The sequence below is a fragment of the Streptomyces lusitanus genome (assembly GCF_042647945.1).
GTDB lineage: Bacteria > Actinomycetota > Actinomycetes > Streptomycetales > Streptomycetaceae > Streptomyces > Streptomyces pseudogriseolus.
Genome location: NZ_JBHRWL010000005.1, coordinates 95,702 through 109,810, shown reverse-complemented (window position 1 = coordinate 109,810; position 14,109 = coordinate 95,702). Strand labels below are relative to the sequence as shown.

Sequence of the window (14,109 nt, the reverse complement as noted above, 5' to 3'; positions counted from 1 at the left end):
GAGCACAGAACGGAACGTTCGAGGGGAACGGGGAGGCAGGCCAGGTGAGTTCGAACGGGGGCGGCGGCACCGGCGGTGCTCCGGACACGGGGAAGGCGTTCGACACACTGTCCAACGTCAATCCCGCGATGGCGCTGGACATTCAGCACAGCGCCATGGCGGGCTTCAAGAAGCGCGTCGACGACCTGCTGCGGGAGCTGGACGACTCGGAGGCCGCCCCGGCAAAGGTCGGCAAGGACCGCATCGAGCGCGCGCAGCTGGGCTCCGCGGAGTTCAAGGAGGCACAGTTCCTCTACGAGTCGTACGCCATCGTGCACGACGAGCTGGAGAAACTCTCGAAGGCCCTGGGCGCGCAGATCGAGGGCATGGGGCTCGCGGTGCAGGCGTCCCGGGTGGGTTACGAGAACCTGGACGCCGACATCAAGGCGCGGATGAAGGCGGTCAACGCGGAGGTGGAGAAGTACTACGCCGCGGAGCGGGATCCGTACGCCGAGCGGTCGGCGTCCACGCCGGACACGCCCGCGTCCGTGTCCGGGGAAAAGGTTGGCTTCTGATGGGTGAGCAGGCACGCCGTAGTACGCCGCAGCCGGCCCGCACCGACTTCGAGTCCATGACCCACGAGCAGTTGGTGGCTCTGCTGGACTCGGCCAGCCCGGAGGGCGCCGCGCAACTCGCGACGAAGCTCTCGAAGGCCTCGTCGACGATCACCAAGATCGGCGACGATCTCATGACGTACGTCAAGGGACTCGAGTGGCGGGGCGAGGGCGGTGACGCCTTCCGCGACTGGGGCGGCCAGAGCGCGGCCGCGACGCTGCGCCTGGGCCAGTACGCGGAGGTGGCGTCCCGCTGGCTGTCCACAGTGGCCCAGGCGGTCGCCGAGGCCAAGGCGGCGATCCCCGCCACGTCCGAGACGACGCAGGCCAAGGCCGACCTCGCCGAGGCCCGGAAGACGCTCGCGGCGGCCCAGGACCCGGGCGCCCGCAACGACCCCGACGCGCGCAAGCTGGCGCAGACGGCGCAGTCGGATGCCGCGGCGGCGCAGCAGCGGATGGAGGCGGCGCGGGCGGAGGCGATTCAGCAGCTGCGGAAGCTGGCGCAGACGTACGAGTACTCGGCGTACCAGGTGAACAGCGTGGAGCCGCCTACGTTTTCGCCGCCGGCGCAGCATTTGGAAGCTTCCGAGTGGCGTCGACCGGACCAGCAGCATGTGGTCGGGTCGGGAGCCTCGGCGGCACACGTGTCCACCGGCGGCTCCTTCACGAACGAGGGCCGCACCGAAGCTACTGCCGCAACGCCGCCGGCCTCGTACGCGACCGCCTCCGGAGACACTCCGGCATCCACGAGAGAACCGGTACGGCCACGTCCCGTCGCCATGGAGATCGACGGCGTGACCACGCTGCCCGAGACTCGTTCGCCCACGCCGGTTTCGACGACACCTGCCCCGCCCGTCGCGGGCCCGCGGCCCGACGCCGGGCCGGTTCCGCAGCCGCTCGGCGCACCGCCCGCACCGCCGGGCCGGGGAGGTGCCCCTGGCCCGTTCGGAGCACGGCAGATCGCTCCGACCGCACGTCCGCCCTTGCTGCCGGGACAGGCGGCCATGGGTGGGGGACGATTGCCCGGTCCGGGTGAGAGCGGGATCGTCGGTGGTCGCCCGGTGCAGCCGGGTGCGGGTAAGCCGACCACCGGCCTCCCACGAGGGACCGTGATCGGCGCTGATGCGGGCCACGGACGTACGTCGCAGGGGCACTCTCCCCTGGGGCGCGCTGTGTCCACCGGAGTTCCGTCCATCGGCGGCGTCGCAGGCGGGCCCGCCGGTGCGGGAGGGGGACGGCGCCTCGCCTCGGAGGCCGGTGGTGTCATCGGCAACCGCCCCGTCCAGCCGGGCCGCTCCGGTCCGCGCCCGTTCACGCCGGGTGGTGTCGGCCTGGTGCGGCAGGCGAACGCCGGTGAGTCGGCCCACGGTCCGACGGCCGGGCGTGCGGGTGGGGTCGCTCCCCCCGCCGCCCAGTCCGCCTCCCGGCGGGACCGCGGACAGGACGGCAGTCAGCGTCCGGACTATCTGGCAGAAGAGGAAGAGACCTGGGCTCGCAGTGACCGTCGTACGGTTCCGCCCGTCGTCGACTGAGCCCTCGGCACAACAGCACTCAGGAAGGCACATGCGCACCAGCAGCAAGCGATCACGGCGCCTCTTGCCAGCTGCGTCGGCTGCTCTCGGCCTGCTGCTGGTGGGCATCGCCGCGGCACCCGCCCACGCCGAGTCGGCACGCCAGATGCAATGGCACCTCGACGCCATGCACGCCGATGAGATGTGGAAAACCAGTACCGGTGAAGGCATCACCGTCGCTGTCATCGACTCGGGCGTCGACGACACCCACCCCGACCTGAAGGGCCAAGTCCTCCCGGGCAAGGACTTCTCCGAGCTACGAGGGGACGAAAACACCGACATCGCCGACCACGGCACATCCACCGCGGCCCTGATCGCTGCGACCGGGGCCCGGGGCGCGGTGAACGGCTCTTACGGCCTTGCGCCAGGCGCCAAAATCCTGCCCATCCGGATGCGTTATGCCAACGAACGCTTCGGACAGGTCGACGGCAAGGCGGAGTACTCCCGCGTGCTGACCAAGGCGATCCGTTACGCTGCGGACACCGATGCCCGAATCATCAACATCTCCATGGGCAGTTCCAATACGCCAGGCAGGGAAAACGTCGGAACCCCCGAACTCGCCGCGGCCGTCCGGTACGCCCTCGACAAGGGCAAACTGATCTTCGCCGCCGTCGGCAACTCCGGTGACACGACCAATTTCCTGGAGTATCCGGCCGCGACACCAGGCGTCGTGGGTGTGGGAGCCACGGACAAGGACGGCAGAGTCCTCAAGAACTCCCAGCGCGGCCCGCAGGTCGACCTCGCGGCTCCCGGCGGCGACATCGTCAACGCCTGCGCCACGGGCACGAAACTCTGCAAGGGAAGCGGTACGAGCTCGGCCACGGCCCTCGCCTCGGCCTCAGCCGCCCTCATCTGGTCCCAGCACCCCGACTGGACCAACCACCAGGTGCTGCGGGTGATGCTGAACACCGCGGGCAAACCCAAGAGCGGGGACGAACGCACGGACGCAGTCGGCTACGGCATGGTCCGGCCCCGCATCGCGCTGAAGGACCCGGGCGACCCGGGCCCCGCCGATGAATATCCCCTGCCCGACCTGGCAGCGGCCGCCTCCGCTCCTCCGTCGACAGAGAAGCCGTCGTCCCAGGGCGAGGGCGGTGACAAGGCAAGTACCGAGAAGGCGGAGCCCGCGGCGTCGGCGTCGGATGACGCGGACGGCAGCGGTGTCCCGTGGGTGGCGCTGGGCGTGGGCGCCGCGGCGCTCCTCGCGGCGGCGGTCGCCGTCCTCACGATCCGGGCCCGTCGCCGGCGCCCGGCCGCAGTGCCGGCGGCCCCGCCCTTCCCGCCGTCCCCGTACCCCTACACACCGCCACAACAGCCCCCGTCCTACGGACCTCCGCCGGGACACATCGCTTCACCGCCACCCGGGGCAGGGCCCGACCAGAGTTGGCATCGCTGAGTCCTGCGGCACCGCCGCGATCATTCATCAGGGACAGCACGAGGAATCCGACATGTCATTCGACGAGATGTGGGGCCAGGCCCGCAGCAACGCACTCGCGCGGCAGCAGAGCAGCATGCAACTGAACCAGCTGCCCGGCTCCGGTGGCAGCGGGGCCGGCGGCAGTGACTACACGGTGACGTCCCCCGACCTGAAAGCCGTGGGGAACGAGGCGCAGGAGCTCTTCCACGCGTTCGAGAAGGACGCGTTCCACGCCGGGGCGAACACCGGCACCGCTTCGACCAGCTTGACCGAGGACAACTTCGCAACGGGTTCGGCTCTGTGGAGCGCGTGGGACACCTGGCGTTCTCAGGCAGAAGCACTGCTCAGCGCCTGCGCCCACATTCACAACCATCTCGAGGACACGGTCTCGACGCATGCGAAGCACGAAGAGGTCCTGGTGACCAACCTGTCGGTCGAGAAGATCAACGAACACTTCAAGTAAGGCTGCATCGTGCAGGAATTCAGTGACCTCCTGAACGCCCGCCTGGGCAGTCTCAAGGATGCCGTCGACGACTGGACCGAGACGGTCAAGAAGCTCGAGAAGCTCGAGGAACAGGCCACCAAGGGCCTGTTGAAGAAGGCTGAGAAGGCGGACTGGAAGGGAGAGAACGCCGGCGTAACGCTGCCCTTCGTGAAGAAGACCGCCAAGGAGTTCGGGGACGCGGCGAAGGAAGCGCAGAGCATCCGGAACATCCTTCGCGATGCCCACACCGAGTTCAAAGCGGCCAAGGCCCAGCTCGTCAAGGCTGTCGAGGACGCGCCCAAGAAGGGCATCCGAATCGACTCAAGCGGTGTCGTCAGCTATCAGATCCACCCCGACCGCCGCCCCAAGGACTACGACGGACCGGAGCCGAAGGAAGCGGACTTCGATCAGGTTCGCGCCGATATCAAGCAAGCCCTGCAGAGAGCGAACGAGGCCGACGAGGTCGCGTCCCGCGCCTTGCGTACGCTGGTGGGCAAGGACAAGCACAACTTCTCCGGCACCGAATACGACTCCCTGAAGCAGGCGGGCAGGGCTCAGGACGCCCAGGACGCGAGGGCTGTCGCCAGAATCGTGGCGAAGGGCGACGACGCCTCCCCCGAGGAGATCGCCCGCCTGAACAAGTACTTCGAGAACAACAGAGGCGACCGGTACTTCGCCGAGCGCTTCGCTCTCGAGGTCGGCGTGAAGGGCAACCTCGAGTACTGGGTCGACATGGGCGACCCGAGTGACGGCTCCCGGCTGGGCGTGGACCACCCCAAGGAGATCAAGGAGCTCCAGAAGAACTGGAGTCTTACGCTGGCCGCAGCGACCCACTCCGACAGCGCGGAGATGAACCGCTGGAAAGCAGACATGATCAAGGCCGGCGACGACATCATCCAGTCCAGAGGGACGTCGGCGCACGGGTTCCAGGTCATGAGCAACCTCATGCGCGAGGGCGTGTACGACACAAAGTTCCTCCGCATGTTCGGTGACGCTGTCGTTGTCTCAGAACGACAGATGGCCGGAGACGGGCGGATTTCGGCAGGCCAAGCCTGGGGGTCAGGCCTCGCCATGCCTCCGAGGCTCAACTGGGATGGCAAAGACATCGGATCGGATCCGATGACCGGCTATTTGGAGGCACTCGGACACAATCCCGAGGCTTCGCTCGACTTCTTCAGCCGTTCAACCAAGCTTGAGGATGAAAAGCTCAGCAACTGGGACTACTTCGTCGGTCAAGGCAAGGACGCCCGAGGTTGGCCGGTTGACCACGACGGCAAGCCCAAGGGGTTCGAGAACCTCGGACACGCCTTGGAAGCGGCGACACTGGGGTACTCATACGACGACGCAAACCCGAGCGTTCCGTCGATGAGGACGGAAGAGCAGATCGAAGCCCGAGAAGCTCGCACGGCGCTCATGTCCAAGATCGTAGAAACCTACGGCTCACCCGAAGCGATCGAGAAGCACCCGGGCATCTCCGACAGCTTGGCGAAGATGGCAGCAGGTCACATCGACAGTTTGAACTACTCCACGGCGACCTTCGGCAGCAACGAAGGGGTCAATGGACGCGACACCCGCTTCGGTGCGGAGAAGAATCACCTGGCGGACTTCGACGCCGCCGCTTCAACCAATTTCCTCCGCGCATTGGCCGGCGATGAGGACGCGTACAACACCGTTTCCGCAGCTCAGCAAGCCTATGGAACCAGCCTCATGGCCGCTCAAGGGGAGGACCAAGGTGATGTGAAGCGCGTTGCGATGCATAGCATCATGATGCACGGCATGCTCGACCAGGCACGTTTCGAGGCCATCGGTCAGGAATTCGCCGACGAGAAGGAAGCCGCCAACAGGGAACTGGAGAAGCAGGGAGCTTGGCGAGACTTTGCCGCAGGCGCCGTTATCGGCACGACGGTCGGCGTAGCGTCGGAACTTATTATCCCGACTCGCGCCGCAGCAGCCATCGCCGTTCCGTTGGCCTTCGAGGTGGCGGGTGGTGCCGCCGAGACCTACATGTCGAATCAAACCCTTGACTGGCTGAAGGAAAATGAATTCGACAATAAGCAAGAGGCGCTCGAAGGTATTGAGGCAGCAAGGGCTACGGGTCAGCAGAACGCCATGGCACCTTTCCTGAACTACGCGGTGGCTCATGGGATGTCCGAGGACGAGATCTGGGACTTCTCCACTGCTGCGGAAGGTTCCTACAACGATGGGCGCGCCCGCAGCGACACCAAGGATGTCCGAGGTTACTGATGAAAAGAAGAGTCATAGCAGCGTCGTTCATCGCAACGGGACTTGCCTTTTCGGTAACGTCCTGCAGCGCAGACAAGGAGCAGGCGAAGCCGGCGAGCGGGTGTGAGGAGGTGCTGGGCGCGGCCGGACTCGAATGGGTGCAAGAAAAGGCCCAGGCAGACGATATTGAAAGGGGTGGAGTGAACCTGGATGAATTCCAGCGAGAGTACGATCGGCAGATGAAGCCGTGGAAGCCGACCGCTCAGCGCTGGGAATCTGAGGTCTGCACCATAACGTCCACGAAACTCGGTGATGGCAAGAAACTGACAATAGAGTTCGGCCCGTCATCCACCCCCTTCGACTTTGACGAGAGGGAAACTCCGGACGGCGTTGTGACGCCAGTGAACGCCGACGTAAAGCTGCAGCAGGTGAAGGACTTCAAAGACGTCACTCACTACGGCGTCTACGTGAAGTGCAAGGTGTCAGGCACCTCTTCACGGCAGGAGATCGTTACACCGCTGGCCGGCGTGCTGACGGACACTCTTACCGACGGCGTGTCGGATGCCGCGCGCATACGGCATCTCCTGCGTGCGACCCAGGCCGTCGTCAACTCCCTCGGCTGCGAGAACGACCCGTCAGTTCCAGCAACGCCACCGGCCTAACGGACCATTTGCATGTCAGGTCGCAGAGATCTGCCGCTGAGCCGTGGTGTCACATCAACAACCTCAGCCGGTCGAAATTCCGCCTCTGACGGTCGGCGAAGCGGCACCTGGGTGCTCACTCCGGTGCGTCTCGGAAATAACGATTTCCCCTCACGCCAAGGCACCCACGCCTTCGCCACAAGCACGACGCTGATAGTTGCTCGCTCGCTATGGGCCGTGGCGGTGCCGGCGGTCAGCGACGGTCCCCCGGCGAGGTGCCGTCCGGAGTGTCCCTGGCCGCAGCGTCCCTCCCGGTGAGCCGCCGTGCGATGTCCATGTCTTTTTGCAGAGCACTGAGCCGAGGCGGCTCACGATCAGGGTCGAGCACCACAACGTGAAGACGATCCCCGATCTGTGGTGGGGCGACGTTCACGTCCCACCATGACGGGTGCTTCACCTGGTCGATGAAACCGATGCCACCACCGTCGATAACAACTTTGGATCCCACGGACGCCACAGCGGTGACGGTGACATCAAACTCCTGATGCGCGCCGACTTTCATCACGGTCCTCCAAATATCGATATCCATTCGCGCCCCTGAGTCAACTCGTTGAGTCGATCCAGTTTGTCCACAGGGATCGCGAACTCTATTCGCGGCATTCCATTGGGTCCTGCATGGTCGTGCACTTTTGCGTACTCACTGAACTCCTCGAGGAAAGACGGATGCATGGCGTACTTGACCATTCCCATGGCGAAGTTGACACCGGTTGGTCCAGCGTACTCGGCGGCAACCGCACGTTCACCGAAGTAGATAATGCCATCCGACAGCAAGCCTGGCGCGATCTCAACTCCAGGTTGATGATTTGCAGGATTTGGGCCGTTCGCGAGTTCATACTCAGCATCGACCGCCTTAGGCGTCCTGTAGATCGGCACGTAATCCGGCGCGAGGCCAAAGCGATCCGTCTCACTGTGTACATTGTTCACATAGGTGAGCGGATTGGGGTCTGGCGCCAGGCCCAGCGGATCCTGCGTCAGGTACCGCCCTGTTTCCGGGTCGTAGTGGCGGAAGTAGTTGTAGTGGAGGCCTGTTTCCGGGTCGTGGTACTGGCCGGGGAAGCGGAGGGGGGTGTAGGCCGTGCTGGTGGTGGGCCAGGTGGTGGTGCCCCAGAGGGTGCTTCGGGTGCGCCAGGCGGTGTCGCCCTGTTCGTCGACGAGTTCCGTGGGCGTGCCGACCAGGTCGGTGACGATGGCGAAGAAGCGGGAGTCGATCTCCTGCTGGGGGGCGTCCGCCGCGGTGATGCGCTCCGACTGGGTGACGGGGTGCAGGCCCCGGTGGTTCCAGGTCAGCGTGACCGGGTTGGGGAGGGACGCGGACCTGCTCGTCTGTTCGCAGAGAGTGGTGCCGTCCCAGGTGAAGAGGATCTCCTCGGCGACGGTCTCGCCGTCCGCGGCGAGGCGGCGTTTGGCCGTTCTGCGGCCCAGGGGGTCGTACGTGTAGCTCCAGCGGGTGCCGTCGGGTGTGGTGACCGAGGTCAGGCGGTCTTCCGCGTCCCAGGTGTAGCGCCAGGTGTCCGGCTTGCGGGACAGGCGCGGCTTCTGGCGCAGAGTGGTGCGGCCCAGGGCGTCGTGTTCGTAGCGGACACGGCCGGCCCGGGTGATGCGGGTGCCCGCGTAGTCGCGGGACCCGGTCGCCTCGCCGCCCGGGTGCGAGGTCGGCCAGGACGCCGAAGTCTGGTTGCCGGCCTCGTCGTAGGCGTAGCGCTCCGTCCAGTTCGCGGCGTGCACGGCCGTCACGCGGCCCGTCGCATCCAGGTCGAAGCGGCGCGGGCCTGTCAGCTGGTCGTCGATGCCGATCAGATTGCCGTCGCACGGTAGGTGTACGTGCTGTGGTGCAGGGCGCTGCCGTCCGGGCCTGTCACCGATTGGGCGGTCAGGCGTCCCACGGGGTCGTAGGTGTGGTCGAAGGTGAGCGTCTCGCCTATGCGGCGGGTCACTTCCCGGCCGGCCGGGTCGTAGGTGAAGTCGACGGTGCGGCCCGAGGCCGTCATGGCGGTGCTGCGGCCCGTCGCGTCGTAGGTCCACGTGGTGGTCGCGCCGGTGGGGGTCGTGCGGGCCGTGCGGCGGCCGAACTCGTCGTGGGTGTAGGTGAGGGTGCGACCGTCGACCGTTTCGGAGAGGACTCGGCCGTGGATGTCCCGGTCGATCGTCAGGGTTGTGCCGTCGGGGCCGGTGGCCTCCGTCAGTTGGCCGGTGGTGTCGTACGTGTAGGTGGTGGCTCCGTCAGGTGTGTGCTTGGTGGTCACCTGGCCGAGCGCGTCGCGCTCGTAGGAGAAGGTGTGGCCCAGCGCGTTGCTGCGGGACGTCAGGCGGCCGGCCTCGTCGTAGGTGTAGGTGAGGGTGCGGCCGTCGAAGTCGGTCTCCGTCGCGAGGCGGCCGGCGGGGTCGTACGTGTAGGACCAGGTCAGGCCCTGAGGGTTGGTGACCTTGGTGAGGTTCAGTTCGGTGTCGTGGTCGAACTCGTAGCGCACTCCGTCCGGGCCGGTGCGGGCCGTCAGCAGGTCGAAGTGCGTGTATTCGAAGTCCGTGACTCCGCCGAGTCGGTCGGTGTGGGTGGTGCAGTTGCCCTCGCCGTCGTAGGTCCAGGACTCGGTCGTGCCGTCGGCGGCGGTGCGGCGGGCCAGGCGGCCCTCCACCGTCCACTCGAGGCGGGTCGTCGCGCCCGTGGGGTCCGTGATCGTGACGGGGCGGCCGAAGGCGTCGCGTTCGTAGGACGTCGTCGCGCCGAGGGGGTCCGTGACGCGTAGAGGGAGGCCCGCGTCGTCGCAGTGGACCGTGGTCGTCTGGCCCAGGGGGTCGACCACGGCCGTCAGGCGGCCCTGCTCGTCGTGAGTGAAACGGGTGGTGTGGCCCGTCGGCGCGGTGAGCGAAGTTCTGTTGCCGCGGCCGTCGTACGCCTGGAGGGTGGTGGTGCCGTTCGGGTGCCGGACAGTTGTGGGGAGGTGGAGGTCGTTGTAGTCGGCCTGGGTCTCGCTGCCGTCGGGGTTCACGACCGAGGTGAGGTTGCCTGCCTCGTCGTACGTGAAGCGGGTGGTGTGGCCCAGAGGGTCCGTGCGGGACAGCAGGCGGTTGTAGCGGTCGCGTTCGAAGCGGGTCACCGCGCCCACCGGGTCGACCTCGGCCACCACCTGGCACAGGTCGTTGACGAAGTACCGGTAGACGTGGCCGGTGCCCGTCGTGGCGGTCGTGGTGCGCAGGCCCGTCTCCGGGTCGCGGTCGGAGTACGCGAGGCGCAGGCTCATGTGGCCTTCGGTGCCGCCCTCGGCGATGCAGCGGTCGCGGTCGTCGTACGCGTACGTGTAGCCGCGGTCGTTGGTGTCGGTCCAGGAGGTGATGCGGCCCGCGTCGTCGTAGGTGAAGCGGAGGGGCAGGCCGGAGGAGTTCACCACCTCGGTGAGGTCGCCGGCCGTCGAGTAGCCGTAGTGGATCAGTTTCTGGTCGCTGCCGTCCGGGGCCCCACCGACCAGGTGAAGGGCGGTGATCCGGTGGTCTTCGGAAGTGATCCGGATGCGGTAGCCGCCGCTGTGGGAGACGGCGGTGGGGGTGCCGTCCGTGTCGTACTCGACCGTGATCCGGTTGGCGTTGCGGTCGTCGATCTGTTCCAGGAGCGCGTGGTCGTCGGAGTGCCGGGTGAAGTGCCAGGTGCGGCCCGCGGCGGGGTCCGTGATCGCGTAGCCCTCGGGTTCGGTCCGCAGCTCCCAGCGCGGCCCTTCCGTCGGCAGGCTCGTGCCGCCCTCGGCCGGGTGGGGGTAGGCCAGGATCAGGCCGTCCTCGTGGACGAAGACGATGCGGTCGGGCTCGATCTCCAGCCGTTGGTCGACGGTCGAGGACCAGGAAGGGCCGAACCAGCGGCCCGCGCGGTAGCCGGATTCGGCGCGCCGCTTGAACAGCAGCGGAAGCGTCCCGGGCAGGGCCACGTCGGTCTGCGGCATGTACATCTTGCCGGTGGCCAGGTCCACCGGGTCGGTGGGGTTGTGCTGGGTGGCGTGGCCGTCGCTGTGGGCGCCGGGTTCGCTCCCGTCCAGGTGGGAGCCGGCCGTGCCCAGTCCCGTCGGGCTGCCGAGCGCGTTACGGCCGTCCATGTGGCGGGCCAGGCCCCCCGCGCCCTTGTACGCCGCTCCCCCGGCGAGGCTGGGCGCCATGTACCCGAGCATGCGGGCCGGGTCCTTCTGGAACTCGTCCCAGGTGTGGGAGACGCCCTGGTAGACGTCCTTCGAGAAGCCGATCGGGTCCCTGACCGCGTTCACGCCGCCGTCGATGACCATCCCCGCGTCGTGGAGGTAGGCCTTCGGCTCGGTCAGCAGCCGGCCCGGGTTGACGGCGAGGCCGAACTCGACGAGGTCGTTCCAGCCTTCCTTCGCGCCGTCGGTGACGCGCTGCCAGCCGCTCGGCCGCTTCGGGGCCTTCTCGGCGGCCTTGTCGAGGGTCCGCTTGGCCGTGCTCGCGGCTTGTGCGACCTCTTCCTGCGCGCCGTTGATCATTCCGACGAGCTCCGCCATCGCCGTTCTGCCGGGGTCCGTCTCGGGAGGCCGGGTGGGCAGGCTCGCCTCGCCGGCCTTGACCGCCGTGTTGTAGTCGTCCACGGCCTTGGCGTACTGACGGGAGAGGTCGCGGGCGAGCGGCGCCTCGTGGTCGAGGATCCGCTGGGTGAGCCGCTGGGCCCCGTCGAGCACCTCGCGGTAGGCGAGCACGGCGGCGCCCGCTTCGACGAAGGCGTCCATCGCTCCGTCGAGGTCCTTGGGGAGCTTCTTGACCGTCTTGCGGAACTCCTCCGCGGCCTCGCCCTGCCAGGGGTCGGTGTTGAGCTTGCGCAGCCGTTCCGCGCCCTCCCCGAAGTGGGCCGCCGCGCCGCCGAGCTTCTTGATCAGCCGGTCGAGTTCGGCGGGCTTGCCCGGGACCCAGTCCTGGACGGTGTCGTCGGGGCCGATCCATATACGGCGGAAGAGGAACCGTTTCTCCGACATGCTGGCTGTTCCTGCTCCTGCCCTTATCGCGGGGTCCGGTCCGGGCCCGGGGTCTCGCCGTCACGGTCGACCGGCTCCAGGCGGCCGCGGAACTCGGTGCGTTCCTCCGCGATGCCGTGGTCCTCGAGGAATCCGGTGACGGGGTGGTCGTCCTCGAACTGCTGCTGCCGTTCGAGCATCATGGCCTGGTACTTGGCCTTGGTCTCGGTGACCAGGAAGTCGTTGATGGTGGCGCTCAGCGCGGTGACGATCACGTCGGCGTCGTCCGCGATGCAGCCGAGGCCGTGGCACCACGTGTCGAGGAAGTCGTTGACCGCGCCGGTGACTTCGTCCGCTCCGGTCGCGTTCTCCGCGGTGAGGGCGGCGAGGTCGAACCCCGCGTCGGCGCGTTCCTTGGCGATCTTCCTCGCGGCGGCCGTGGACTCCTCGAGCGGCTGGGCGATCGACTGGAGGAACTGGACCTCCCACTTGAACTCGCCGCCGTCCGCGCCCATCGGGATGAGCCATCCCTGGGTGCCGCTCATGCCGCGCTCCCCCGGGCACGGTACGAGACGTGCAGGACCGGCTCGCTCTTCGTGGCGGCCGAGGCGAGCCGTACCGCGTGCTCGGCGGCCGGGTCCAGCCAGACGTCGAGCCCCGCCGGCATCAGGTCGAGGACGTCGGCGCCCGTCGTCGAGAACCAGGCGCCTCCGCCCGTGAACAGCGCGAACTGTTCCAGCGACGTGAACACCGGTACCAGCCGGGCCGGTGGCGTCGCGTCGCCGGGGGCGGCGGTCGCGTCGGTCCCGTCGGTCCCGTCGGGGACGAGGGCCAGGTCGAGGATGCGGGAGCCCTGTGGGGCGTGGTCGTCCGTGCCCGGCAGCTCGGAGGCGGTGACGGTGAGGAAGCCCGGCTCGTCCGGTCGTTCGCAGTAGACACGGGCGTGCAGGAACGTCTCGAACACGTCCTGCGGTGTCGTCTCCCCGGCCTTCGCCCTGCGCACGACCTCGGCCAAGTCGGCCTTGCCGCCCGGCTGTTCCGGTTCCCCGGGCACAGCCGTGCTGTCCGTGCTTCCCCCGTTCGCACACATGCGCCCAAAGATCACACAGTCGCTTCTCGGAGCGCAACGCGCTTCCGCGCCACGCCTCGTGGCGTTTCCCACATGCCAGGAGGCGGCCCGGCGCGGGCCGCCTCCTGTCCGTCCGGACCCGTGGTGCGGGTGGTCAGCCCATCAGCATGCGGAAGCGGGCCGCGTTGCCGTGGTCGGTGTCCTGGTAGCCGATGACCGAGTCGTCCAGCAGCTTGGCGATGCGGTTCAGCTTCTGGCACATCTGGTCCATCTCCGAGCTGCTGCTGCGCTGGATCTCGCCGTAGGCGGTCTTCGCCTCGCCCTCCCAGGTCTCGGCGACGGCCTTGACCTTGCGCATGAGGATGTCGAGCTGCTCGGACAGTTCCTTGGCCGTCTTGCGCACGTCCTGGGCGGCCTGGGTGACGGTGTCGTAGTTGACGGCGGTGCGGTCGTAGTTGACGCTCACGATGCGTTTCTCCTGGGTGGCGGGCGGGGTTTCTGCGGTCAGGCGAGGTCGGTGATGCGGCTGGTGACCTGGTACGAGTTGTCCACCTGCCGGATCTCCGTGACGCGCTGCTGCTCGTGCTCGCTGAAACCCTTGACGCTCATCCGCATGACGTCCTCGAGGTCGACGAGGTCGTCCTGGATCTTCTTCAGGTGCTGGTTGACGCCGCGCTGGACGCTGTCGAACTCCTTGCCCGCCGCACCCTGCCACCCGGCCTGGATCATGTCGACGACGGCGTTGAGGGACGTCACCCTGCTGCTCACGTCCGTGTGGAAGTCGCGGATCTTGTTCGCGAGGTCGGTCAGATCCGAGTCGCTGTAGTTGACGCTCATGGTCGCTTGCCCTCCTTCGATGCACCGGTGGCCGTTGCCACCGTGACGGGCCGCCGTGGATGGGTATCCAGGCTGTCCTGGCGGGCAAGAACCGCTGCACCCCCGCGCGACGCGTGGCCGCAGCGTCACGCCGCCCCCGTGCGTACCACACCCGTGGCACCGGGGCCACTTTAGTCACTTGACGTGGGGGTTCCAACTGCAAAGCGAGGACAGGCCAGTTCATGGCGGGTACCGTCCGGCCAGAACCGTGTGATCCGGTCATCCGGGAGTGTCC

General features: G+C 67.5%; 11 protein-coding genes and 1 pseudogene. 6 read left to right on the top strand and 6 right to left on the bottom strand.

Features of this window, described 5'->3' with window-relative positions; all coding sequences use genetic code 11:
* Positions 1-44 precede the first annotated feature (44 nt).
* From ACFOSY_RS09620 to ACFOSY_RS09595, 6 genes are read left to right on the top strand one after another with little or no spacing between them, the layout of a single operon-like run.
* The gene (locus ACFOSY_RS09620) at positions 45-554 is read left to right on the top strand and encodes a hypothetical protein (RefSeq protein WP_394306322.1); all 510 of its coding nucleotides are present in this window, start codon (positions 45-47) and stop codon (positions 552-554) included.
* A complete protein-coding gene (locus ACFOSY_RS09615; protein WP_394306321.1) occupies positions 554-2,125 on the top strand; it encodes a hypothetical protein in 1,572 nt (523 codons plus the stop codon). The genes ACFOSY_RS09620 and ACFOSY_RS09615 overlap by 1 nt, the downstream gene beginning before the upstream one ends.
* A gap of 31 nt (positions 2,126-2,156) precedes the next feature.
* Positions 2,157-3,560: a type VII secretion-associated serine protease mycosin gene (gene mycP / locus ACFOSY_RS09610; protein WP_394306320.1), complete on the top strand. Its 1,404-nt coding sequence runs from the start codon at positions 2,157-2,159 to the stop codon at positions 3,558-3,560.
* A gap of 52 nt (positions 3,561-3,612) precedes the next feature.
* Positions 3,613-4,044: a hypothetical protein gene (locus tag ACFOSY_RS09605; protein ID WP_394306319.1), complete on the top strand. Its 432-nt coding sequence runs from the start codon at positions 3,613-3,615 to the stop codon at positions 4,042-4,044.
* A gap of 9 nt (positions 4,045-4,053) precedes the next feature.
* Positions 4,054-6,309: a hypothetical protein gene (locus ACFOSY_RS09600; RefSeq protein WP_394306318.1), complete on the top strand. Its 2,256-nt coding sequence runs from the start codon at positions 4,054-4,056 to the stop codon at positions 6,307-6,309.
* Complete coding sequence (locus tag ACFOSY_RS09595) at positions 6,309-6,950, top strand: hypothetical protein (protein WP_394306317.1); 642 nt, start codon at positions 6,309-6,311, stop codon at positions 6,948-6,950. The genes ACFOSY_RS09600 and ACFOSY_RS09595 overlap by 1 nt, the downstream gene beginning before the upstream one ends.
* A gap of 232 nt (positions 6,951-7,182) precedes the next feature.
* On the opposite strand, the gene ACFOSY_RS09590 is transcribed toward ACFOSY_RS09595, so the two are convergent.
* The 6 genes and pseudogenes from ACFOSY_RS09590 to ACFOSY_RS09565 form a co-directional block, all read right to left on the bottom strand.
* On the bottom strand, positions 7,183-7,518 hold the full coding sequence (locus ACFOSY_RS09590; protein ID WP_394306316.1) for a hypothetical protein: 336 nt from the start codon (positions 7,516-7,518) through the stop codon (positions 7,183-7,185).
* A gap of 350 nt (positions 7,519-7,868) precedes the next feature.
* Positions 7,869-11,950, bottom strand: a pseudogene (locus ACFOSY_RS09585) (putative T7SS-secreted protein); the annotation flags it as partial.
* 23 nt (positions 11,951-11,973) lie between these two features.
* The gene (locus tag ACFOSY_RS09580; protein WP_394306315.1) at positions 11,974-12,474 is read right to left on the bottom strand and encodes a hypothetical protein; all 501 of its coding nucleotides are present in this window, start codon (positions 12,472-12,474) and stop codon (positions 11,974-11,976) included.
* Positions 12,471-12,983: an SseB family protein gene (locus ACFOSY_RS09575; RefSeq protein ID WP_394306314.1), complete on the bottom strand. Its 513-nt coding sequence runs from the start codon at positions 12,981-12,983 to the stop codon at positions 12,471-12,473. The genes ACFOSY_RS09580 and ACFOSY_RS09575 overlap by 4 nt, the downstream gene beginning before the upstream one ends.
* 169 nt (positions 12,984-13,152) lie before the next feature.
* A complete protein-coding gene (locus tag ACFOSY_RS09570) occupies positions 13,153-13,464 on the bottom strand; it encodes a WXG100 family type VII secretion target (protein WP_006130426.1) in 312 nt (103 codons plus the stop codon).
* A 38-nt stretch (positions 13,465-13,502) separates the two neighbouring features.
* Positions 13,503-13,835, bottom strand: coding sequence for a WXG100 family type VII secretion target (locus ACFOSY_RS09565; RefSeq protein ID WP_367473189.1), 333 nt, complete (start codon positions 13,833-13,835; stop codon positions 13,503-13,505).
* Between the last annotated feature and the right edge of the window lie 274 nt (positions 13,836-14,109).

What these genes read in the sequence shown, in the direction of transcription:
- mycP (WP_394306320.1), top strand. Translation starts at nt 2,157, where the DNA reads ATGCGCACCAGCAGCAAGCGATCACGGCGCCTCTTGCCAGCTGCGTCG.
- ACFOSY_RS09565 (WP_367473189.1), bottom strand. Translation starts at nt 13,835, where the DNA reads ATGAGCGTCAACTACAGCGACTCGGATCTGACCGACCTCGCGAACAAG.
- ACFOSY_RS09615 (WP_394306321.1), top strand. Translation starts at nt 554, where the DNA reads ATGGGTGAGCAGGCACGCCGTAGTACGCCGCAGCCGGCCCGCACCGAC.
- ACFOSY_RS09590 (WP_394306316.1), bottom strand. Translation starts at nt 7,518, where the DNA reads ATGGATATCGATATTTGGAGGACCGTGATGAAAGTCGGCGCGCATCAG.
- ACFOSY_RS09595 (WP_394306317.1), top strand. Translation starts at nt 6,309, where the DNA reads ATGAAAAGAAGAGTCATAGCAGCGTCGTTCATCGCAACGGGACTTGCC.
- ACFOSY_RS09580 (WP_394306315.1), bottom strand. Translation starts at nt 12,474, where the DNA reads ATGAGCGGCACCCAGGGATGGCTCATCCCGATGGGCGCGGACGGCGGC.
- ACFOSY_RS09605 (WP_394306319.1), top strand. Translation starts at nt 3,613, where the DNA reads ATGTCATTCGACGAGATGTGGGGCCAGGCCCGCAGCAACGCACTCGCG.